The organism is Erwinia sp. MMLR14_017, assembly GCF_033657285.1.
In the GTDB taxonomy this organism is placed as follows: domain Bacteria; phylum Pseudomonadota; class Gammaproteobacteria; order Enterobacterales; family Enterobacteriaceae; genus Erwinia.
On record NZ_JAWVWP010000004.1, the window covers coordinates 266,358 to 285,727 of the forward strand.

Consider the following 19,370-nt stretch of genomic DNA (forward strand, 5'->3'; position numbering starts at 1 on the left):
CATTAACGGAACGCGGCCAGCTGCTGGTTAAACCAGCTGTGCATGAAGTGCCGGGTTGCCTGACCGTGATGACAAACGCCGTCAAAATAGTGGTCGGCATTCTCAAGATGCCTTCGCAAACGCTGATGAACTTCGTCCACCCCCAGCAAAGCGACCAGCGTGGATTTGCCCGCATCCTGATTAATATCTTTACCCGTGCCGTCATGGCAGTCGGAGAGATCGTCAAGCAGCTGGAAGGCCTGGCCCAGTTCGCGGGCGATGTGACGCAGCTGCTGTGAGACGGCAGGCGAGGCGTCGGCAGCCAGAGCGGCCAGTTGTAGCGAAGCTTCAAAAAGCACGCTGGTTTTGAGGTCATTGGTGCGCGTTATCGCCTCCCCGGAACGCTGGGTCGCGCCCTCGCTCAGATCCTGATATTGCCCCTGTACCAGCCCCTGAAGACCCACTGCGGCTGAAAGCTCCGCCACCGCCTCAGCCCTGCATCCGGCAGAAAGCCCTTCAGCTGAGGCCACCGTGCCAAAGGCTTTAGTGAGCAGCGCCACGGCAGCCAGAATGGCCACATCCTGGCCGAACTGCAGATGAATAGTCTGTCGGCCACGGCGCGTCCTGGCGTTATCCATGCAGGGAATATCATCCAGCATCAGCGAGGCAGCGTGGATCATCTCCACGGAGCAGGCGAGATCCAGAAGCCCTGCGTGCGCCCGTTCGCAACCCATATCGCGAGCCATTAGCAGCAGAAGCAGGGGACGAATGCGCTTGCCGGGTGTTAAGGTGCCTTCACGCATGGCAGCGCTGACGCGATCCCCCGATAAGGGCAACAGGCAATCAAGGCGAAGGTTAACTGCCTCACGCATTGCCAGCAGTTCGCTGTCAGAATAAAAAGATTTTTCTGCGGTTAAGCTCATGGTCACTCTTATTAGCATCAAAAAAGGGTTAAAGCCGGTGCTAAATTTCTGGCCATATCAGGAAAAAGTATGTTGCTCAGTGATAAGGCTAGAATACTATTGCGCTTCTGTACTGATTCCATGGCAAAAAAAAGCACACAGGAACGATTCAATGCCAGTTGGAGGGAAAGAAGCAGAGACGTCAGGATAATAAGGTGCTGAGCAAAGAGATGACGTGGTTCACTTCCAGAGGGGATAAGGCGCCCTCTTTATAAAAGCGAATATTCCCCGATTTATCTAAAACTACCACCGCCGATCCCCCTTCCTTCAACTGCCATGTGCGTCGTGCTTCGCCTGAGTTATCAATAATAAACTGTGACCATGGCGACTGCTTTTTACTGGATTTCAGGCTGGCACGAACGAACAGAGCGCTGCCGGGAATAGCGTCCTGAGTATTTACGATAAGCGTGGTTTGAAAGCGTTCCCTGGGCAAATTTGCCGCCTGTAACTTCTCCGTTAGCGACGCATTCTCCTCTTTGGCAGAGAGGCGGCCTGCCAGATGCAGCACCACCCGTACTTTTCCGGTTAATGTCGCACTGTTCCAGGGCTGATAACTGAACTCTCCGCCTGAGTAGTGGATCACGCCATCATCAATAATGACAGCCAGAGGGAGATGCTGACCCATAACAAAGGTGCTGGCGGAAGCGATAAAGGGGAAAAAGAGGAGGCTCGGAAGCAGGCAGAGGTGGCGAAGCATAGGATTCCCTTTTGAAATTTATTAATCCTTTAGAACCTTAGTCTAACGGTCACGTTTTGCTGAGGTCACTGCAACGGGAGAGAGGGGTTGGGGCATATTATTGGCACTGCATACAGAAAGGGAGATAAACGGCAGTGCCACGATCTTACTGCGATAAATTGTTGTCGCCTGGGGGGCTGGAGCGATTTTTCTGCCCTGACAGGGGAGGGATAATTTCTACCCTTTGCAGGGCGGAAACATGGCGGGCAAAATCTTCATGGACATCGGGGCTTTCAAGATTCACGGCAGCATTGCCATCTTCATCGATCAGGATGCGGTCCTTGTCATCTTTAGCCTCCTGCATATCGCCACGCGACATAACGCTCAGCAGCTTTTCAGGACTGTTGAAGAGGTTTTTTATCATTTTTAACATACGTAATCTCTGAAAAGGGCGGCCAGAACTGGCCGCCTTTAGACAAAGTAGTACTTACTTGGGTTTGGTATCAGACTGAGCGTTGTTTTCAATCGGGGCGACAGAGCCGAGGTCGGAACCTGTTACCGGATTGATAGAAGGATCGGAAGCGGTACGGGTAGCCATACTGTCCAGATTAGCCTTCTGCTCTGCAGGCAGCATCACGCTGGCGCTGCCATCGCCGCCATCCACTGCCGGTGTAGGATTGGCCACGTAGTTGAAGTTTTCATCGGAGTTCCAGCTACCGCGAACTTCTCCACCTTCCGACATGTTGTAATAGACGTTGGAATACTGCTCAATCGGCGGCAATTTGCCCGGTGGGAAATTGTTACGGATAGAGTAGAGCGCTTTTTCAAACGACATCTGGTGCGCTACTTCACGGGTCATCAGGAAGCCCAGGGCATCTTTAACACCCGGATCGTCCGTCATATTGATCAGGCGCTCGTAAAGAATTTTCGCGCGGGCTTCCGCAGCAATGTTGGAGCGCAGGTCAGCGGTAACTTCGCCAATGGTATCAATGTAGGCGGCTGTCCATGGCACACCTGCTGAGTTAGTCAGCGGTGGGCCACCGCCGTAAAGCAGCTGGGTCAGGTGACTGTCATTACCTTTGCCGCTAATCGAACGATAAAGTTCACCCTCTTCTTCGGTGCCTTCCGCCAGATCGCCTTTTGCCCCTTTATTCAGCATTCCGACCAGCGAACCAATAATTTCAAGGTGGCTCAGCTCTTCAGTTGCGATATCCATCAGCATATCTTTACGCCCTGGATCATCATCGCCCAGCCCCTGGGTGAAATAACGGCAGGCTGCTGCCAGTTCACCCTGAGGTCCGCCAAACTGCTCAAGTAAAAGGTTTGCAAGGCCCGGATTGGGACCCGCAACACGTACGGTATACTGCAATTGTTTTACATGTCTGAACATGGCTCACTCCGGTTGTTTAATCGACAAATCGGCCTGCGCAAAGACAGGCCGTCCGCTGGTGCTGCGGATTATTTTTTTGCTTCCACACCGGGTGCGGCTGAACGCACCATAAACTGTTCCGTAACGTCCGGAAGATGCTTCAGTGACCAGTCGGCCATTGCCACTTCCTGTTCGCGGATCTGTTCAAAAATACGAGCGCCTTCCTGGTCACCCACCAGCTCCGCCGCCGCAATCAGCGAGGTATAACTGGCAATTTCCAGATTCTCGAAGACGTAACCGCTGATAGCACCCTTAACGACTTCGTCATCAGCCATCATGCCGCCCATCGCCTGGCCAAAGGCAGCTACCTTGCCCATGGTATCTTTCAGCGTCGAGCTGGAGGTGTCATAGCGGTCAATAACCGATTGCACCAGGGTCTGCTGCTGACGGGTTTCTTCAATATGCTGCTCGATACGGGAACGCAGATCGGGATAATGCTCCAGGCGTGAGGCCATCTTTTCGAGCATGCTTTCTGCCTGTTTCTCCATTGCGTGAGCATCTTTTACCCACATCAGATAGTTCTCTTCGTGTGTCATAGCGAACTCCTCTCTTAAGCCTGGCTCTCAGCGATAATGGTCAGCTTCTCATCCGTCGCTTTCTCTTCTTTCAGCGTCTCAGCCAGCAAATTGGCGGCCTCTTTGTAGCCCAGCCTTGAAGCCATGGCATACAGGGTGCCGTAGGTGGCGATCTCGTAGTGTTCTACTTTCTGCGCCGCCCCAATCAGACCTGCGTCACGCACAGGACCGGCTTCCACAGAATCAATAATCTCCTGCGCCTCTTCCACCAGGCCTTCCAGGGCGTGGCATTTCATTCGTTTAATCTTCACGCCATCAGTGATTTCAACCAGCTGATCGAGGCGTTCAATTTGGCCCTGGGTTTCTTCAAGATGCTGTTTGAAGGCAGCAACCAGTTTTTCATCAGTAGCAGCGCGTGCCATTTTAGGCAGAGCACGTGTTATCTGTTTTTCTGCGCTGTAGACGTCTGATAAATCGTGGATAAATAAGTCTTCCAGAGTTTTAATTGTCATTTTGATCTCCATCACAATACAAAGTTAATATTTTTACGCCCAGCGTTACGCTATGGGTGACTACAGCTAAAGGATAGACGCTAAATATAGAGTGTGGGGAAACTATTCAGGCTTAAATAATATTAGGATTATTCCTGGTCATAATTTTGGGGCGCATAACAACCAGAAATCAAAAGAGGTTTACCGTCATGCGCCGGGGAAGTTTGTACAGCGAGGCCGTCTGCTGTACATCTAATAAGGCGATGAGATGATGTTATTGTTAAATAATTGTTTAACTGTTTTACTTTCACCCTTGCCAGTGGCCGGACAAAACAAAACCCGCCATTCCCCTGAAGGTAATGGCGGGCTGCGTTCGGGTTTACCTGCGCCCGACAGGCGTTCCCTCGCCCTGGTGGTTAGCTACGTTTGCTGTTCTGCCCACCTTTTTTACCGGCTTCGGACGCTTTTTCGCGGTCATTTTTAAAGTTGCCGCTGCTGCTCTGTCCGCCTTTTTTGCCAGCTTCTGATGCTTTCTCACGATCTTCTGCGAAGTTACCTGAATTGCCACGATGCTGAGTCATAAATAATCCTCTTCGTGATTAAGGTTCTCACTGAAAATATCCTCAGAAAAAATATCTCATATTTCTAAAGCCAGTGAACGTCTTGCGTTATTAAATCTAGCAAAGGTGGGCGACCTTGCAAGTGAGATATTCGAATTTTTTCCTGTTTCGCTATCTCCTTGCAGGAAGTCCTTGATACCGGAGCATTTATCGGAACAGTAATTATTAAAGTTTGACGGCGCTTTATACCGACAGAAAATAATATTGCGCTGGCTTTGTAAGCTGATGTTAATAACAGAGGCGTACCGCCGGTTTTTTCCCGCCTCCAACACCTTAACCGTACCTGTTAGCGGCTCAGACTGTCGCGTTACTGGCATGCATTCCCGGCACCAGGATGACCTTACGGCACTCCTCTTCACGCTTTTCAAAGATCTTATAACCACGCGCCGCTTCCTCAAGAGGAAGATGATGTGTGACGATCTCTTCAGGCGTCAGGTGGCCTTTTTCAATCAGCGTCAGCAGCTCCGGCAGGAAAGCGTGAACGTGCGTTTGCCCCATTTTAAAGGTCAATCCTTTGTCGAAGGCGTCCCCGAACATAAAGCCGTGAATAAAACCGGCATAAACGCCAGGTACGCTGACAATACCGCCACGACGTACGGCAGCGATACACTGACGTAACACCTTGCCGCTGCTGCCTTCTATTTTCAGATTGCTTAACACCGTTTCGGTAAGGCTGCCTTTGGCCTCAAACCCTACAGCATCAATAACAGCATCCACGCCGCGATGGCCTGCGGTATTGTCGATAATCCAGGACGCAGGATCATCATTCTCATCGAAATTAATGGGGATGATGCCGTAGCGCTCACGGGCAAAGGCGAGCCGGTAATCATTGTGATCGATCATGAATATCTGCTCTGCTCCGGCCAGCCGTGCGCAGGCAGCACTGAGCAATCCTACCGGACCTGCGCCATAAATTGCCACGCTGGAACCCTGTTTAACCTCTGCGTTTTTCACCGCCTGCCAGGCCGTTGGCAGGATGTCGGAGAGGAACAGCACTTTTTCATCCGGTAGCGAATCGGGAACTTTGAACGGACCGGTATTGGCCTTGGGAACCCGAACGTATTCAGCTTGGCCGCCCGGTATCCCGCCATAGAGCTTGCTGTAGCCAAACAGCGCGGCGGGTGGGGTGATGCTTTTCCGGTTGAGCGTGGCTCCTCCACCGCTATTGGTGTTTTCACAGGCTGCATACTGGTGCAGGTGGCAGAAAAAACAGTCGCCGCAGGCAATCACAAAAGGGATCACCACCCGGTCTCCTTTGGCCACTGCGGTAACGTCTCTGCCTGTTTCGACGACTTCGCCCATAAATTCGTGGCCGAAAATATCGCCATGCCCGGTGCCGGGGATTTTGCCCCGATAGAGATGCAGGTCAGAGCCACAAATCGCCGTAGCGGTCACCCGAAGAATAATGTCGTCAGAAGCTTCAATCGTCGGGTCAGGCATGGTATCCACGCTGACTTTATGCGGGCCGTGATAGGTTAAGGCTTTCATTAGATATGCTCCAGAGTAAGGGGAAAAACCATGCAGAGTGGTTTTCTGTGGCAACAAAAACCTTCCGGCGGGTAGGGGGAGGCGCTCACGGGAGGTGACTGCCAGGAACCACCTGCCCAAACAGCAACAGCGGGGAAGGAGAGGTAACCGTTACGGCTACGCCTGAGGCTCTCTGCGGAGAGCCTCAGAAAGGGAGTATTAAAGCGTGCCGGTGCCGCCATCAGAACACCAGACCTGGCCGGAGCTGTAGCTGCTTTCCGTAGAGGCCAGCGTGACATAAAGCGGCGCAATTTCTGCCGGTTGGCCCGGACGGCCCAACGGGGCAGAACCCCCGAACTTCTCAATTTTCTCCTGTGGCTGGCCGCCGGAGATCTGAAGAGCCGTCCAGTAAGGGCCAGGCGCTACCGCGTTTACCCGAATGCCCTCCGGACCAAGCTGTTTAGCCAGTGCTTTGGTGAAGGCCGCAATCGCTGCTTTTGTCTGGGCATAATCCAGCAAATTGTCGCTTGGCTGATAAGCCTGCACGGAGGAGGTATTGATAATTGATGCCCCGCGCGGCAGATACTCCAGCGCCGCTTTGGTTATCCAGAACATGGCATAGACGTTGGTTTTAAAGGTGGCATCGAAATCTTCCGTGGTCAGGTCGCGGATAGACTCACGGAACTGCTGACGGCCCGCATTGTTCACCAGGATATCAAGGCCGCCTAATTCCGTTGCGGCCTGTTTGACCAGCTGCTGGCAAAAGGCTTCTTCCCTGATATCACCCGGAATAGCCACTGCTTTGCGCCCGGCCGCGCGAATAAGCTCAATCACTTCGCGGGCGTCCTCTTCTTCTGCAGGCAGGTAATTTATCGCGACGTCGGCCCCTTCACGAGCGTAAGCAATAGCCGCTGCGCGGCCAATGCCAGAATCTCCCCCGGTAATCAGCGCTTTTCGACCTGCAAGGCGATCGCTTCCCTTATAGGTGGTTTCACCATGATCGGGACGCGGAATCATTTTACAGGCAAGGCCCGGGAAAGGCTGTATTTGATGTTCAAACGGCGGTGCAGGGAAACGATCTGCATCGGTTTGATTCAGTGAGGCTGGGATGCCATTCTTGCTGCTCATCGTTCACTCCTTCTGTGCGGTTTGTTTGGTTTATAAAGCATAGAAAAGAGTTTCAGGATTTAGCAAATCTCTTATCCCTTTCCCGGCGCTCTGTAAGGCTCAGGAAAGGGAAAATGAAATAACCGAAAGGCGCATTACTTACTGGGATTCTGTTAAGACGAAGTATCAGACAGCAGCGTAGTGAGCATCTGCAGAGAGAACAAGGCGGCTTCTCTGACCACCTTTTCCGGGTCGCCGTCAAAATGGCGCACCTCAGCGTGCACCTGCTGGTTGGGAAGGTGCCAGGCGAACCAGATAGTGCCTGCAGGCGTGCCGTCATCGCCGCCATCCGGTCCGGCGTAGCCACTCACCGCCAGGCTGACCGCTTCGCCGGAAACCGCTACCGCCCCTTTAACCATCTCTCTGACCACGGCTTCGCTGACGGCAGTGTGAATGGCCAGCGTCTCTTTATTCACCCCCAGTAACTTGTGTTTGGCGTTATCGGTATAAGTAATAAACCCGCTGGTGAAATAGTCACCGCTGTTCGCGGCGGCCCCCAGAGACATGCCCACTAATCCTGCTGTACAAGATTCTGCAGTGGCAACTTTGCACTCTGCTTTAAGCAGAAGTTCACCTGCTTTTTCTGCTGCTTGTTTCAGTTCAGTGTCCACTGTGACTCCTTATGTTATCGCTAAAATAAGCCTGATCTAAAACTAGGTCTAAAAAGTAACAAAATGGTAACCAGATAGCACAAAATGCTAAAAATTCTGGCGCTTTTTTTAATATTTTGTACAGGTTTTTGGAAGCTGTACAAAAAAATTCCTATTCCTTTTAAGTGCTAATTCATCTGATAAAAAGGATCCGTCCATGCATCACAACAGGTTAAAAGCGGAACTCAGCTCTGATTCAGCCAGGGATTTCAGCGTAAATGAAGGAGAGTACTTTTCTCTTGAGCAAACGCTGGGCCAGGTGGTAATGGAAATTCTTCAGGGAGGAATGGCGGTAAGCAGGCCTTCTATCTGCACCAAATTACTGGCGCGTTTATCGGAATCCACGACTCCCGATCAGGAAAATCATCACAAGGAACTGATCAGCCTGCTGTTTGGTCGTGAAAAATAACCTGACCAGGCGAGGGATCAATTTCCTGCTGATTTACGGGCCTCAGCAGTATGAGTCGACAGCAGGAAATTGATAAACAGCTGAGTAAGACCCCACTACCCAGGGGCATTTTTATCTTTATTCTGAGACAGAAGTATGAGTAATGACGAGATCCGACAGCTCAGGGATGTCGTACTGGGCGAGGCAGTGATTGCCCTTTTCGCCGATCAGCGTCCCCTGAATAACGAAAGCGTGATCAAGCAATTGATGCAGATGGCGGCGAATGAATCTGACATTCCCAGACGTAAGGCATGTCTTGAGGCGGTCCGGCAAGTGCGTAAAAACAGCACCTTGATCGACCGACAGTATGAAGTGAAGAAAAAGCAGGGTGGCGATAATACGCTTCACTGAGCAACAGCAAAATCCGCAGTAATTAGTTTCCTCCCACATAGCGTTGTGAACGAAGTCGTCCACTGCGCCTCAGACCTCCTGTCCTCTTCTTTTGTAAAATCCTTCTCTCTGCCCTCTTTAAGCAGGCTTACTGCTGTTCATTAAGCGGAACCAAAGTCAGAGGAATGTTTTCAAGCTTCAGCGCTTCACGGCTTGCTTCTGGCAGCCCCTCATCGGTGATCACCTGATCGAAAGTATGTTCTGGTGAAAGGGGATAAGCGTGGATCACCCCAAATTTTGATGAGTCTGTCAGGGCAACGGTATGGGTGCTTTTTGCCATCACAGCATTCACCACATCACAGCGCAGCATATTGCGTCCGGTAAAGCCGGTCTCCTGATGCCAGCCATCCACGCCGATAAACGCTTTATGAAAATTCAGCTGCTGCAGGCAATAACGCGTCAGCGGCCCTACCACAGACTCGCTGCTCTTTTGATACTGGCCACCCAGAATAATTACTTCACATTCTGAGTCGCGTAACAGGTGGGCGATAGCGTGACTGACGGTAATAATGGTTAAATCTTTGCGGGAAGCAAGCGTGCGGGCAAGAAGGGCATTAGTGCTGCCGCCTTCAATAAAGACCGCTTCGCCTTCGGTAATGAGCGACGCCGCAAAGTCAGCTAATGCCTGCTTAATTTTGTAGCGGGTGCGCATCCGTGAATTGACGTCATCACTCTCCGGGGCCACAGCAGAGCCATGCACGCGCCTTAAAAAATCACCGCGTTCAAGGATGTTGAGATCCTGACGAACGGTGACTTCGGAAACGCCCGTGAGCTGAGAGAGTTCATTAACGCTGACGCTGCCTCTTTCGTTAACCAGTTGAATTATCTTTTCATGGCGACTGTTCATCATTGCTGCAATAAGACCTGTGAGGATAACCCGCTCAGTTTATCAGAGAACCCGATGCGCTGGCAGATTGCCCGCCAGGGATATGCTTACTGGGAAACCTGAACCTCTGGCAGGTTGCCCGGCCGGTATCCACCACACCGGGCGATGCCTGCTAACTTTCCAGCCCTAAGCTTTTGCGGCCAATAGCATTAAGATCAGAGGGCATAAAGCGGTTTTTCCACGCCTGCTCATAATTTTCACGGGGGAAATCCGCCGGAGAGCGTCCATCGGCAAAAGCCTGCGCGACCTTAGCGGCGTAAGCGATGTTTTTAGGGCAACGCGGAGCCGCAGGAATATACATCACATTTCCCCAGCCTTGCTGATCTTTCACCGGTGCCACCGCATGGATGACATCACAATGCCACCAAACGGAGTCGCCCGCCTGTAGTGAGGGAATTGAACATAACCCAGCCATTAATTCGGGATGCCATTTTTCTGAAATTGGCAAAACTTTGCCCGGCTCAACGCCACAAAGCTCATCTTCCGGCACGTCATTCAGTAACGGTCGCAAAAGGACCCAGGCCATCGCCTCCGGAACGGGGAGAACGTGCAGCAGACCCTGTCCTCTCTCCATATCAGAGAGCGCTGTCCAGCCCTGAAAGGTTCTGAATGCCGAGCATTTGGTGGTGTTATCCACATCATATTCGTTAACCTCAGGCCGGTAAGAAGCGTCCCAGGGATCGTAATCATCAAACTGATTAGTGAAAATTTTACGGAAGACTTTCTGATATTCCGGCAAAAGCCAGCGCTCAAGCGCGCCGGAATCCGTATGTGCCCCCAGGCCCGATGATGTCGTTCCCGGCGGGCGGCGGCGGATGCGGTCCGGGTAGAGAATATTGCTGTCGGGATCAAACCAGCGAATGCCGCCCGCTTCAAACTTCCACAGCCTGTTCAGAAAAGATTGGGTGACCGCCATCTCTTCGCTCTGCCGTGCTTCCATTTGCGCTGCTGACCAGTAAATAGGAAATATTTCCGGTCTTGCCGCCTGAAGGCTGCCAAAAAAGGCGTCACCCGGCCCACGGTACTGCTGGTCAAAGTCATTCAGATCCAGATAGTCCAGCATCGACCGATCCCAGTTAAGCGCCTGCTGACGGTCAAAGTTTTGCCGTACCACTAAACAGCCACGGCGATGGATGGCGGCAATTTGCTCTGCAGAAACCTTGTTACTGGCAATATCACGCCAGTGAATCACAGGCCACGCGGTTCCCCTGGCTGCCTCCTCTGCTTTGGCGTCAGCAATAGCCTGCTGAACTTTAGCTTTAACCTGCTGAAACAGCCCTTCAACATCACCGATCTGTTTACGGAGTTGCTGCTTCATCAGGCGAATATTCGCTTTATGATCCGCAGGCAGCTTCGCAGAAGTAAATGTACCGTCCATAACCGCACCTCCAGGTTGAGTAACGTTGTTTCGAACGAAATTTATTAACTTTCATTCGTAACCCGCAGGGACTTTAACAAAGCAATAACAATACAGGCGTGATCGCCCTCACAAAGCGAGCTTTTATGGCGTCTTATTGACCACCAGATCTTAAAAAGGGCTGATTAGTGCGATAAAGGAGGATCTTATGGCCAATCCCCCTTATAAATGTCTGGTGGGCTTCAGATGCTGATGGTGGGGAAGGGTGCAACCTTACCAGCACGCCTGGGCAGCCCCTCAGAACTCCGTTTTTAAAAAGGTATTTATGAAAATCATCATGATGTTGTTCATCTGTCTGATCCTGTCAGGCTGCGCATCGGGTTTAGCCACCTTACTGCCTTCTGGCGACGTCTGTCCCAATGGCATCGACAGCGTTACCGGTCAGTGCCGCTAACTTTGACGCGCAAAAATTATCCGGGGTCGCCCTGAGGCGGCTTTACTGCCTTTCCTCTCTTTATTCCGGCGCTGACAGGCCGCCGGTTGCTGACCGGGGCGCTCTTTGTAAGGTGTGCCTGAATTTTGGTGAAATGTATTTGAGCAGCTAAAAGATATATAACCCTGAAAAACCGGTCTTATTTTATAAATTTTCCAGGCAGATATTTACTTATCTCAAATCACAGGGGAGGGAAGTCTGAATAATATAACCTTTTGTTTTTAATTGTCTTATAGCTAAAGTAACTAAAGAAATCTATTTGTAGCTAAATGCGTCTGGGATTTGTTAATGATTTGGTTAAAATAAATGACTATTTTTTTTCATTTATTGCTTAAGTAAGTTGCCAAAATGTCACAGACAAAAAAAGCCCTTCCCGTAGTCTCTTTTCTGGCCCTGCTCGTCTGCGCCAACGTTCACGCTGAAGCGCCTGCTGAAAAAACTGACGTCCTGCTTATTGGCGGCGGCATCATGAGCGCCTCGCTCGGTACGCTGTTGGAAGAGCTGCAGCCAGACTGGAAACAGATGATGGTTGAAAAACTCGATGGCGTCGCGCTCGAATCCTCTAACGGCTGGAATAACGCCGGAACAGGTCACTCGGCGAACATGGAGTTAAACTACACGCCTGAGCGTCCGGATGGTTCTATTGACTACAGCAAAGCGCTGGAGATCAACGAAGCCTTTATGATCTCCCGTCAGTTCTGGACCACCCAGGTTCAGCGCGGCGTGCTGCAAAATCCCCACTCTTTTATTAACTCCACGCCGCACATGAGCTTCGTCTGGGGCGACAAGAATGTCGACTTCCTGACCAGGCGTTATAAAGCGCTGCAGGAAACTACCCTGTTTCAGGGGATGAAATTCTCTACCGATCAGAACCAGATTAAACAGTGGGCGCCGCTGATTATTGCAGGTCGCGATCCTCAGCAGAAAGTGGCCGCCACCTGGACGCCGGTAGGGACAGACGTTAACTACGGAGAAATTACCCGTCAGCTGATTGGCAGCCTGAAGAAAAATGATAACTTCAGGCTCGAAACCTCTACCGAAGCCACTGACTTTTCCCGTAACGCGGATAACTCCTGGCACGTCACGGTTAAAGATGTAAAAAGTGGGGAAACCCACGCGGTTGATGCGAAATATGTCTTCATCGGCGCAGGCGGCGGCGCGCTGAAGCTGCTGCAGAAAACCGGTATTCCGGAAGCGGATAATTACGCTGGCTTCCCGGTAGGCGGCTCATTCCTTGTGACCGAAAACCCGGAAATCACCCGTCAGCATGCTGAGAAAGTCTACGGCCAGGCTTCTGTTGGCGCACCGCCGATGTCCGTTCCGCATCTGGATGCTCGCTTCCTTGATGGCAAGCGCGTGGTGCTGTTTGGGCCTTTCGCCACCTTCTCGACCAAGTTCCTGAAGCAAGGCTCTTTCCTGGATCTGCTGAGTACCACCACTACCAAAAACGTTATCCCGATGACCGACGTGGGTATGGATAACTTCGATCTGGTGAAATACCTGATCGGTCAGGTTATGTTAAGCGATGATGACCGCTTTGCCGCGCTGAAAGAGTACTATCCTTCAGCCCGTAAAGAGGACTGGAAGCTGATTCAGGCTGGTCAGCGAGTGCAGATCATCAAAAAAGATGCTGACAAGGGTGGCGTGTTGAAGCTGGGCACCGAGATTGTCACCGATCAACAGAAAACGCTGGCGGCGCTGCTTGGCGCTTCACCGGGCGCTTCTACTGCGGCACCCATCTCTATCAACGTGATGAAAAAACTCTTCCCGGAGCAGTTCAACTCTCCTGAGTGGCAGAGCAAGATCCGCACTATTGTCCCAAGCTATGGCCAGACGCTGAACGGAAACGTGGCGCTGACGCAGAAGGTCTGGGATGAGACCGCCGCTGTGCTGCAATTGACCAAACCACCGGTTATTGAAATGCAGGCTGGCAAGCCGACGACTACTGAGGCAAAAGCGCAGGAAAAACCTGCCGCTCAGCACGATATGGCGCTGTAAGAGCCTGATGCCCCTTACGCTGAAAGTAAGCTGAGCGGGCGATAAGCAGGGCCTGGGTTTGGCAAGCAGCCGGACTCAGGCCTTTTTTAATTCATTTACTCTACGGAAGGCTGGTATTTGATGTATTCACGAATGGCATCGTGGATTTGACGATTATCAAGTTCGCCTGTTTCCCGTTCGGCATATTCTTTTGCCAGTGCCTCAAGAACATCGTCAAACTTGCCCTTATAGTTAAGATTATTCAGCGCAATTTGCTGCCCCAGAATCTCCTTAAGTACTGTAGTTTCGACTCTCAGTCGGTTTACCGTTTCCTCTAAATTTTTGATTCTCTCTTCATCGGACATAAAACTCTCCCTTACTTCATTCGCCGAAAATCATGTGCAGTGAGCTTAAGATCAGAATGAGGAGATCGCAATAATAACGATGTTTATTAGGGGCTTCAGCATTTGATAGTTTATATAATTAGCCTGTTTATAATAACAATGGCAATAATCGCTAAGTATACTGTTGGTTTTTACGAGATACTCTCCCTCGCCCCCTTCAAGAGCTAAGCCATTAAGAGTGCCGGAGATAAGCGCCGGGTGGGGAGCAGTATTTCAGAGGTCGCCCCCGGGCGGCCTCTTTCTTTTATGGCGATCGGTTAAGACCTTGGCCCTGTATCTGGCAACCCGCTGATGCGCCTCAGGAACTAAGGGCTTGCTTGCCCGCTTTGGGCTGCGGAGCGCCGTTTATGCTATTATCTCCTCGTTTTTCTGTGGCGACGGGAGCGTTCCGGTGTCACTCTGGATGAACAAACAAAACGTGAGACTGGGGGTGACAGTGAAACACTTACTGATACCTGTATTACTAGTTATTGTGGTTTTTTTTGCTCTGTTTATGGTGATGACCGGAGGAAATTATCCCTGGTGATCTCCTGTCCCACTCTGAGAGGTTGACGAGAAAAGCATGAAAATTGGCTATATCTTTCCGGCAATTGTTGGTGTCGCTGGCATAGCGTTACTGGTTTGGTTTATCGCCAGTGGGGCCTGGATGCCGGGTGCTTAGCCTGTTGCCCGGTCAGAATAAACCCCTCCGTCACTTCCGGGTTGAAGCAGCTAAAAATTGTTCTACACTCTGATTGCTATACACACTGTGGGTGTGTAGATGAGAGTTACTGGTTACCCAGTTTTGATTTTTCAGCCCGGCCCTGGTGCCGGGCTTTTTTATGCCTGATGGAAAGGCGACCGAGGCTGACGGCGCTCTCGGAATTATCCGTGGTCAGTTGCGGGGCAACCTCTGCTACCCTTAACAGAGACTTTAAGGGAGGCCTATGCGCACAAGAAATGCACTTTTCATTATGATCCTTTCCGCTGTTTCACTGTCAGCCTCTGCGGCTCAGTCGTTAACCTGCAGCCTGACACACAGCGTTGAATCACCAGGCCAGCAGCCGAAAGTTTCCATTGTTAACACCCATTCGGCCGTAACGGATGAGGGAAAAAGTTTCACTTTCTCCACCGACGGACAGAAAAGAATAACCAGCCCGGAGCTTCAGCCTCTGAAGATGGATGACGGTGAGACAGCTATGGCGGCGAAAGTGAAAGATGTCACCTTCGTTAAGCTGAAAGAGAGCTACGTGTTGCGAAACAAGAGCGAGAGCTACGTTTACTCAAACTGTAAACCCGCTGCTGATTAATCTCAGCATCTGCTCAGATGAGAAAAAGACCCGGCCTGAGAGCCGGGTCTTTTTTGTCCCCGAACCGGCACCTGCTCTACCGGTAAAGCGGACCATACGGGGAACAGGGCAGCGGAATAAACCTTGAGAGAAGGTTATCAGGCCTGCTTGGGCTGGCCATTTGAAGCCATAATCCCGCCATCTACCGGCAGATTCACGCCGGTAATATAGCTGGCATCTTCACTGGCAATAAAGGCAATGGCGCTGGCAATATCCTCCGGCTGACCCGCTCTTTCCAGCGGAATACGCTCGTAGAACTTCTCCATTAACGGCTGGTTATCCTTCATATCTTCGGTAAGATCGGTCAGCGTGAAGCCGGGACAAATGGCGTTAACCCGCACGCCCTCAGAGCCATAATCCATCGCCAGGGAACGCGTGAAATTGGTCACCGCGCCCTTGGCGGCGTTATAAACGCTCATGCCCCAGTCTCCGCCCAGGCCGGAAACAGAGGAGATATTCACCACGTTGCCCCGGCTCTTCAGTAGCGCCGGCATAAAATAGTGCACGCAGTGGAAGACACCATCCAAATCCACACTCATTAATTTTTTCCATTCATCTAAATCAATCTCATGAATGCGGCCCTGCACTATCACGCCCGCGTTGTTGACCAGCACATCAACTTTGCCAAATTGCTTTAACACGGCTTCTGATAGCGCTTTTACCTGGTCGGCTTCGGCAACATCACAGGGAGCAACCAGATGTTCTCCCTGAGCAAGAGTAGCCAACGTCTTTTCGAGTTTTTCACGGGTGCGGCCAACCAGCACCACAGAAGCACCTTCGCTGGCAAATCGCTTAGCCGCAGCGGCACCAATTCCTGAACCTGCCCCTGTGACCACCACTACTTTTTGCTGAAAACGTCTCATATCGTCCTCCTGTCAGGCTTTAATTCTATTAAAAAACATCATGTTAACTGTGGCATGCCGCATCAGGAGTGCAAGGCGGTAAGGGCATGTTTTTTATAACCTGTTGTTATGGCAGGGGCTTTAAGCGCCTTAAAAGTGTAAATAAATGGGTCATTTGTGGCGTTTTTACCCTTAAAGAGAAGCAAAGAGTCCGTTGCAGAGTAGCGCTATCGACTACGCTTAGATAACAAAACGTTAAAGGAGAATGCTATGAGTAATGAAGAGAAAAAGCCCCAGCCTGGCGAGCAGGATCACCCGGCAAAAGATGCGCCTGACCAGCATGGTGAAATTCCCCGCACCCGTGATGACAGTGACGATGATAAGCACGATCCCTTCCAGGATAAGTAGCTTAGCCGTCAACATTTATGAAATGTTTTAGAAACAGGCTTTCCGATTGCGGCGGCGGGGCTTAAACTAGCCCGCTTCAGGGTGGTTATCGTCGCCCGTTTGACAGGAGTAATGAATGGTTTCCTCGCTGAAAGTGGCTTTTATCAAAGCTAACTGGCATGCCGATATCGTTAATCAGGCACTGACCGGCTTTAAAAATGAGATGGCAGCACGAGACGTTGACTGTCAGATCACCGTGCTCGATGTGCCGGGGGCTTTTGAGATGCCTTTGCTGGCACAGCGCCTGGCGAAACGGGGTGATGTGGATGCCATTGTCTGCGCCGCGCTGGTGGTGGATGGGGGAATTTATCGTCACGACTTCGTGGCTCAGGCTGTGGTAACCGGTTTGATGGATGTTCAGCTCGCCACGGATGTGCCGGTCTTCTCTGTCTCTCTGACGCCGCATAACTTCCAGCCTGCCGATGAGTTCACCGGTTTCTACAGTGAGCATTTCATCAAAAAGGGGGCTGAAGCCGCCCGCGCTGTCTGCATGATCAGCGAACTGAAATAAGCTCTCTCCCTGCCGGGAGCCTGCTCTCCCGGCATCGCTTTACTCAATTTAAAACTCCCCCTTATTTCTCCCGTTCTGGTTCGCCGCACACGTTATTTTTGGTCCTACCAATTCCGCTTCTTTGTGACTTTGCTAATGCTTTCAACCTGTAATGTTACGCAGTTGTTGATCCCTAGGCGGTAAAAGAGAAACAATCATCGGGAAACGCCCTTTTTGGTAGGACCAATTCCCATGAGCAACCCACTTCTTGTTGAGCGCCTGCAGGCCTGGATTTATAACAATCAGCTTCAGCCTGGCGCACGGCTGCTGGCTGAACGCCAGCTGGCGCAGCAGCTTGGCGTCTCACGATCCTCGCTGCGTGAGGCGATGCAGCAACTAATAAGCCAGGGGATGCTGTTCAGCCGTCGCGGTGGCGGCACCTGGCTTCAGAAAGAGAAGAGTGACTGGAGCGAAGCGCGGCTGGTCACGCCGCTGAGCGCGCTGCTGGCTGACGATCCCGGCTATCGCTATGACGTGCTGGAGGCGCGTATGACGATTGAGCCGGGAACGGCCTGGCACGCAGCCAGCCGCGCCACCGTTGAGGATAAAGCCCGTCTGAAGCTCTGTTTCGAGGCGATGCAGACTATCTCCGATCGCGACGATCCTGACCTTGCTGCGCATGCTGACGTGCGTTTTCATCTGGCCATTGCTGAAGCTGCCCACAATCTGGTGCTGCTCCAGGCGATGCGCGGCCTGTTTGATCTTCTGCAATCTTCAGTGATGCAGAGTCGTCAGAAAATGTATGCCGAGCCAGATATCCTGGAGCAGCTTTCCGCTCAGCATCTGACTATCTACCAGACCATTGCCGCAGGTGAGGCTGATGCGGCGCGCGAGGCGACCCTGCTCCATCTGGAGTTTGTCGCCAGGACGCTGCATAGCCTGACCGAGCAGGAGGCGCGCCATGCCCGCAGCCTGCGTATCCCGGACACTAATTCCCCTATAAAGTGAGGCACACCTGTGATTATCTCCTCAGCCAAAGATTACCGCGCAGCCGCTAAAACCAGGATCCCACCGTTTCTTTTTCACTATGCCGACGGAGGCGCTTACGACGAGCAAACGCTACAGCGCAACTGTGAAGACCTGGCTGATATTGCGTTGCGTCAGCGTATCCTGCGCAATATGTCCTCTCTGAGTCTTGAGACCCGGCTCTTTAACGAAACGCTGTCGATGCCGGTTGCGCTGGCCCCCGTGGGATTATGCGGCATGTATGCCCGGCGTGGTGAAGTCCAGGCCGCGCGTGCTGCGGATAAAAAAGGTATTCCTTTTACCCTATCAACCGTTTCTGTCTGCCCGATTGAAGAGGTCGCACCCGCGATGAACCGGCCAATGTGGTTCCAGCTTTACGTGCTGCGCGACCGTGGGTTTATGCGCAACGCGCTGGAGAGGGCGCAAGCCGCAGGCTGCTCCACGCTGGTGTTTACCGTCGATATGCCGGTACCGGGCGCACGCTATCGCGATGCCCATTCCGGCATGAGCGGGCCAAAAGCCGCCATGCGCCGCTATCTTCAGTCGGTAACGCACCCGCAATGGGCCTGGGATGTGGGGCTGAACGGGAGACCGCACGATCTTGGCAATATCTCCGCCTATCGCGGCGAACCGACAAATCTGCAGGATTATATTGGCTGGCTGGCGACAAACTTTGATCCCTCTATCTCATGGCAGGATCTGGAGTGGATACGGGATTTCTGGAAAGGGCCGATGATCATTAAAGGCATTCTCGATCCTGAAGATGCCCGTGACGCCGTGCGTTTCGGGGCCGATGGCATTGTGGTCTCCAATCACGGCGGCCGTCAGCTTGATGGCGTTCTCTCTTCTGCCCGCGCGCTGCCTGCCATTGCAGATGCGGTAAAAGGGGATATCACTATTCTGGCTGATGGCGGCGTGCGCAGCGGGCTGGACGTACTGCGCATGATTGCGCTGGGAGCAGATACGGCTCTGCTGGGGCGCGCTTTTATCTATGCCCTGGCAACAGCGGGGGAAGCGGGCGTCACCAATCTTCTTAACCTGGTCGAAAAAGAGATGCGCGTTGCCATGACGCTGACCGGTGCCAGTAGTATTGCCGAAATAACCCGCGATTCGCTGGTGGCCGCGGCAAAGCAGTAAAAACCTTCAGCTGTGACATTCTTCATTGTTCCCTTACAGGGGATAAACCTCCCCTGTACTTTTCTCGTGCGCTGCCGATAACTCATTAAGAATGATTTGACGCGCGCAACGGCGTTCAGGAAGCAAGAGTACGATCCCTGACCTGCGTGAGTGCATAAGACCGCGGCGCACACTGTTAACGTAGAGGGT

Annotated in this window: 24 protein-coding genes; 10 read left to right on the forward strand and 14 right to left on the reverse strand. The window is 52.0% G+C overall.

Annotation, left to right across the window (positions count from 1 at the left end; translation table 11 throughout):
* Positions 1-2: 2 nt before the first annotated feature.
* The 10 genes from SD961_RS08875 to SD961_RS08920 form a co-directional block, all read right to left on the reverse strand.
* Positions 3-902 (reverse strand): polyprenyl synthetase family protein, encoded by a 900-nt coding sequence (locus SD961_RS08875; protein ID WP_318790013.1) that lies wholly within the window; start codon positions 900-902, stop codon positions 3-5.
* A gap of 181 nt (positions 903-1,083) precedes the next feature.
* Positions 1,084-1,638, reverse strand: a complete 555-nt coding sequence (locus SD961_RS08880; RefSeq protein ID WP_318790014.1) for a YtfJ family protein — start codon at positions 1,636-1,638, stop codon at positions 1,084-1,086.
* A 145-nt stretch (positions 1,639-1,783) separates the two neighbouring features.
* On the reverse strand, positions 1,784-2,050 hold the full coding sequence (locus SD961_RS08885) for a hypothetical protein (protein ID WP_412916665.1): 267 nt from the start codon (positions 2,048-2,050) through the stop codon (positions 1,784-1,786).
* Between the two features lie 54 nt (positions 2,051-2,104).
* Complete coding sequence (locus SD961_RS08890; protein ID WP_318790015.1) at positions 2,105-3,007, reverse strand: manganese catalase family protein; 903 nt, start codon at positions 3,005-3,007, stop codon at positions 2,105-2,107.
* Positions 3,008-3,075: 68 nt separating this feature from the next.
* Positions 3,076-3,582: a ferritin-like domain-containing protein gene (locus tag SD961_RS08895; protein WP_318790016.1), complete on the reverse strand. Its 507-nt coding sequence runs from the start codon at positions 3,580-3,582 to the stop codon at positions 3,076-3,078.
* A 14-nt stretch (positions 3,583-3,596) separates the two neighbouring features.
* The gene (locus SD961_RS08900; RefSeq protein WP_318790017.1) at positions 3,597-4,073 is read right to left on the reverse strand and encodes a ferritin-like domain-containing protein; all 477 of its coding nucleotides are present in this window, start codon (positions 4,071-4,073) and stop codon (positions 3,597-3,599) included.
* A 395-nt stretch (positions 4,074-4,468) separates the two neighbouring features.
* Positions 4,469-4,633: a general stress protein gene (locus tag SD961_RS08905; protein WP_318790018.1), complete on the reverse strand. Its 165-nt coding sequence runs from the start codon at positions 4,631-4,633 to the stop codon at positions 4,469-4,471.
* Between the two features lie 333 nt (positions 4,634-4,966).
* Positions 4,967-6,160 carry a zinc-dependent alcohol dehydrogenase gene (locus SD961_RS08910; protein ID WP_318790019.1) on the reverse strand — a complete coding sequence of 398 codons (1,194 nt, stop codon included), beginning with the start codon at positions 6,158-6,160 and terminating at the stop codon, positions 4,967-4,969.
* A gap of 198 nt (positions 6,161-6,358) precedes the next feature.
* A complete protein-coding gene (locus tag SD961_RS08915; RefSeq protein WP_318790020.1) occupies positions 6,359-7,267 on the reverse strand; it encodes an SDR family oxidoreductase in 909 nt (302 codons plus the stop codon).
* 152 nt (positions 7,268-7,419) lie between these two features.
* A complete protein-coding gene (locus SD961_RS08920; RefSeq protein WP_318790021.1) occupies positions 7,420-7,917 on the reverse strand; it encodes a CinA family protein in 498 nt (165 codons plus the stop codon).
* A 196-nt stretch (positions 7,918-8,113) separates the two neighbouring features.
* On the opposite strand from SD961_RS08920, the gene SD961_RS08925 reads away from it, so the two are divergent.
* On the forward strand, positions 8,114-8,365 hold the full coding sequence (locus SD961_RS08925) for a two-component-system connector protein YcgZ (RefSeq protein ID WP_318790022.1): 252 nt from the start codon (positions 8,114-8,116) through the stop codon (positions 8,363-8,365).
* Between the two features lie 135 nt (positions 8,366-8,500).
* On the forward strand, positions 8,501-8,755 hold the full coding sequence (locus SD961_RS08930; protein WP_318790023.1) for a hypothetical protein: 255 nt from the start codon (positions 8,501-8,503) through the stop codon (positions 8,753-8,755).
* Positions 8,756-8,882: 127 nt separating this feature from the next.
* On the opposite strand, the gene SD961_RS08935 is transcribed toward SD961_RS08930, so the two are convergent.
* Together SD961_RS08935 and SD961_RS08940 are read right to left on the reverse strand one after the other, a co-directional pair.
* Positions 8,883-9,641, reverse strand: coding sequence for a DNA-binding transcriptional regulator YciT (locus SD961_RS08935; protein WP_318790167.1), 759 nt, complete (start codon positions 9,639-9,641; stop codon positions 8,883-8,885).
* A gap of 151 nt (positions 9,642-9,792) precedes the next feature.
* Positions 9,793-11,058 (reverse strand): DUF1479 domain-containing protein, encoded by a 1,266-nt coding sequence (locus tag SD961_RS08940; protein ID WP_318790024.1) that lies wholly within the window; start codon positions 11,056-11,058, stop codon positions 9,793-9,795.
* Between the two features lie 304 nt (positions 11,059-11,362).
* On the opposite strand from SD961_RS08940, the gene SD961_RS08945 reads away from it, so the two are divergent.
* Both SD961_RS08945 and mqo read left to right on the forward strand, forming a co-directional pair.
* Positions 11,363-11,491, forward strand: a complete 129-nt coding sequence (locus tag SD961_RS08945) for a hypothetical protein (protein WP_318790025.1) — start codon at positions 11,363-11,365, stop codon at positions 11,489-11,491.
* A gap of 387 nt (positions 11,492-11,878) precedes the next feature.
* The gene (gene mqo / locus SD961_RS08950; RefSeq protein WP_318790026.1) at positions 11,879-13,528 is read left to right on the forward strand and encodes a malate dehydrogenase (quinone); all 1,650 of its coding nucleotides are present in this window, start codon (positions 11,879-11,881) and stop codon (positions 13,526-13,528) included.
* A gap of 95 nt (positions 13,529-13,623) precedes the next feature.
* Here the strand turns inward: mqo and SD961_RS08955 are convergent, their stop codons facing one another.
* On the reverse strand, positions 13,624-13,872 hold the full coding sequence (locus SD961_RS08955) for a hypothetical protein (RefSeq protein ID WP_318790027.1): 249 nt from the start codon (positions 13,870-13,872) through the stop codon (positions 13,624-13,626).
* Between the two features lie 601 nt (positions 13,873-14,473).
* On the opposite strand from SD961_RS08955, the gene SD961_RS08960 reads away from it, so the two are divergent.
* Positions 14,474-14,572: a YoaK family small membrane protein gene (locus SD961_RS08960; protein ID WP_318790028.1), complete on the forward strand. Its 99-nt coding sequence runs from the start codon at positions 14,474-14,476 to the stop codon at positions 14,570-14,572.
* Between the two features lie 265 nt (positions 14,573-14,837).
* Complete coding sequence (locus SD961_RS08965) at positions 14,838-15,200, forward strand: hypothetical protein (protein WP_318790029.1); 363 nt, start codon at positions 14,838-14,840, stop codon at positions 15,198-15,200.
* Positions 15,201-15,337: 137 nt separating this feature from the next.
* On the opposite strand, the gene SD961_RS08970 is transcribed toward SD961_RS08965, so the two are convergent.
* Positions 15,338-16,102, reverse strand: coding sequence for an SDR family oxidoreductase (locus tag SD961_RS08970; RefSeq protein WP_318790030.1), 765 nt, complete (start codon positions 16,100-16,102; stop codon positions 15,338-15,340).
* Positions 16,103-16,351: 249 nt separating this feature from the next.
* Here SD961_RS08970 and SD961_RS08975 point away from each other — a divergent pair, with 249 nt between their 5' ends.
* The 4 genes from SD961_RS08975 (at position 16,352) to lldD (ending at position 19,181) form a co-directional block, all read left to right on the forward strand.
* A complete protein-coding gene (locus SD961_RS08975) occupies positions 16,352-16,489 on the forward strand; it encodes a hypothetical protein (RefSeq protein ID WP_318790031.1) in 138 nt (45 codons plus the stop codon).
* Positions 16,490-16,604: 115 nt separating this feature from the next.
* Positions 16,605-17,039: a 6,7-dimethyl-8-ribityllumazine synthase gene (locus tag SD961_RS08980; RefSeq protein WP_318790032.1), complete on the forward strand. Its 435-nt coding sequence runs from the start codon at positions 16,605-16,607 to the stop codon at positions 17,037-17,039.
* 231 nt (positions 17,040-17,270) lie between these two features.
* A complete protein-coding gene (gene lldR, locus SD961_RS08985) occupies positions 17,271-18,026 on the forward strand; it encodes a transcriptional regulator LldR (RefSeq protein WP_318790033.1) in 756 nt (251 codons plus the stop codon).
* A 9-nt stretch (positions 18,027-18,035) separates the two neighbouring features.
* Positions 18,036-19,181 (forward strand): FMN-dependent L-lactate dehydrogenase LldD, encoded by a 1,146-nt coding sequence (gene lldD / locus SD961_RS08990; protein ID WP_318790034.1) that lies wholly within the window; start codon positions 18,036-18,038, stop codon positions 19,179-19,181.
* Positions 19,182-19,370: the final 189 nt, after the last annotated feature.

What these genes read in the sequence shown, in the direction of transcription:
- SD961_RS08875 (WP_318790013.1), bottom strand. Translation starts at nt 902, where the DNA reads ATGAGCTTAACCGCAGAAAAATCTTTTTATTCTGACAGCGAACTGCTG.
- SD961_RS08880 (WP_318790014.1), bottom strand. Translation starts at nt 1,638, where the DNA reads ATGCTTCGCCACCTCTGCCTGCTTCCGAGCCTCCTCTTTTTCCCCTTT.
- SD961_RS08885 (WP_412916665.1), bottom strand. Translation starts at nt 2,050, where the DNA reads ATGTTAAAAATGATAAAAAACCTCTTCAACAGTCCTGAAAAGCTGCTG.
- SD961_RS08890 (WP_318790015.1), bottom strand. Translation starts at nt 3,007, where the DNA reads ATGTTCAGACATGTAAAACAATTGCAGTATACCGTACGTGTTGCGGGT.
- SD961_RS08895 (WP_318790016.1), bottom strand. Translation starts at nt 3,582, where the DNA reads ATGACACACGAAGAGAACTATCTGATGTGGGTAAAAGATGCTCACGCA.
- SD961_RS08900 (WP_318790017.1), bottom strand. Translation starts at nt 4,073, where the DNA reads ATGACAATTAAAACTCTGGAAGACTTATTTATCCACGATTTATCAGAC.
- SD961_RS08905 (WP_318790018.1), bottom strand. Translation starts at nt 4,633, where the DNA reads ATGACTCAGCATCGTGGCAATTCAGGTAACTTCGCAGAAGATCGTGAG.
- SD961_RS08910 (WP_318790019.1), bottom strand. Translation starts at nt 6,160, where the DNA reads ATGAAAGCCTTAACCTATCACGGCCCGCATAAAGTCAGCGTGGATACC.
- SD961_RS08915 (WP_318790020.1), bottom strand. Translation starts at nt 7,267, where the DNA reads ATGAGCAGCAAGAATGGCATCCCAGCCTCACTGAATCAAACCGATGCA.
- SD961_RS08925 (WP_318790022.1), top strand. Translation starts at nt 8,114, where the DNA reads ATGCATCACAACAGGTTAAAAGCGGAACTCAGCTCTGATTCAGCCAGG.
- SD961_RS08930 (WP_318790023.1), top strand. Translation starts at nt 8,501, where the DNA reads ATGAGTAATGACGAGATCCGACAGCTCAGGGATGTCGTACTGGGCGAG.
- SD961_RS08935 (WP_318790167.1), bottom strand. Translation starts at nt 9,641, where the DNA reads ATGAACAGTCGCCATGAAAAGATAATTCAACTGGTTAACGAAAGAGGC.
- SD961_RS08940 (WP_318790024.1), bottom strand. Translation starts at nt 11,058, where the DNA reads ATGGACGGTACATTTACTTCTGCGAAGCTGCCTGCGGATCATAAAGCG.
- SD961_RS08945 (WP_318790025.1), top strand. Translation starts at nt 11,363, where the DNA reads ATGAAAATCATCATGATGTTGTTCATCTGTCTGATCCTGTCAGGCTGC.
- mqo (WP_318790026.1), top strand. Translation starts at nt 11,879, where the DNA reads ATGTCACAGACAAAAAAAGCCCTTCCCGTAGTCTCTTTTCTGGCCCTG.
- SD961_RS08955 (WP_318790027.1), bottom strand. Translation starts at nt 13,872, where the DNA reads ATGTCCGATGAAGAGAGAATCAAAAATTTAGAGGAAACGGTAAACCGA.
- SD961_RS08960 (WP_318790028.1), top strand. Translation starts at nt 14,474, where the DNA reads ATGAAAATTGGCTATATCTTTCCGGCAATTGTTGGTGTCGCTGGCATA.
- SD961_RS08965 (WP_318790029.1), top strand. Translation starts at nt 14,838, where the DNA reads ATGCGCACAAGAAATGCACTTTTCATTATGATCCTTTCCGCTGTTTCA.
- SD961_RS08970 (WP_318790030.1), bottom strand. Translation starts at nt 16,102, where the DNA reads ATGAGACGTTTTCAGCAAAAAGTAGTGGTGGTCACAGGGGCAGGTTCA.
- SD961_RS08975 (WP_318790031.1), top strand. Translation starts at nt 16,352, where the DNA reads ATGAGTAATGAAGAGAAAAAGCCCCAGCCTGGCGAGCAGGATCACCCG.
- SD961_RS08980 (WP_318790032.1), top strand. Translation starts at nt 16,605, where the DNA reads ATGGTTTCCTCGCTGAAAGTGGCTTTTATCAAAGCTAACTGGCATGCC.
- lldR (WP_318790033.1), top strand. Translation starts at nt 17,271, where the DNA reads ATGAGCAACCCACTTCTTGTTGAGCGCCTGCAGGCCTGGATTTATAAC.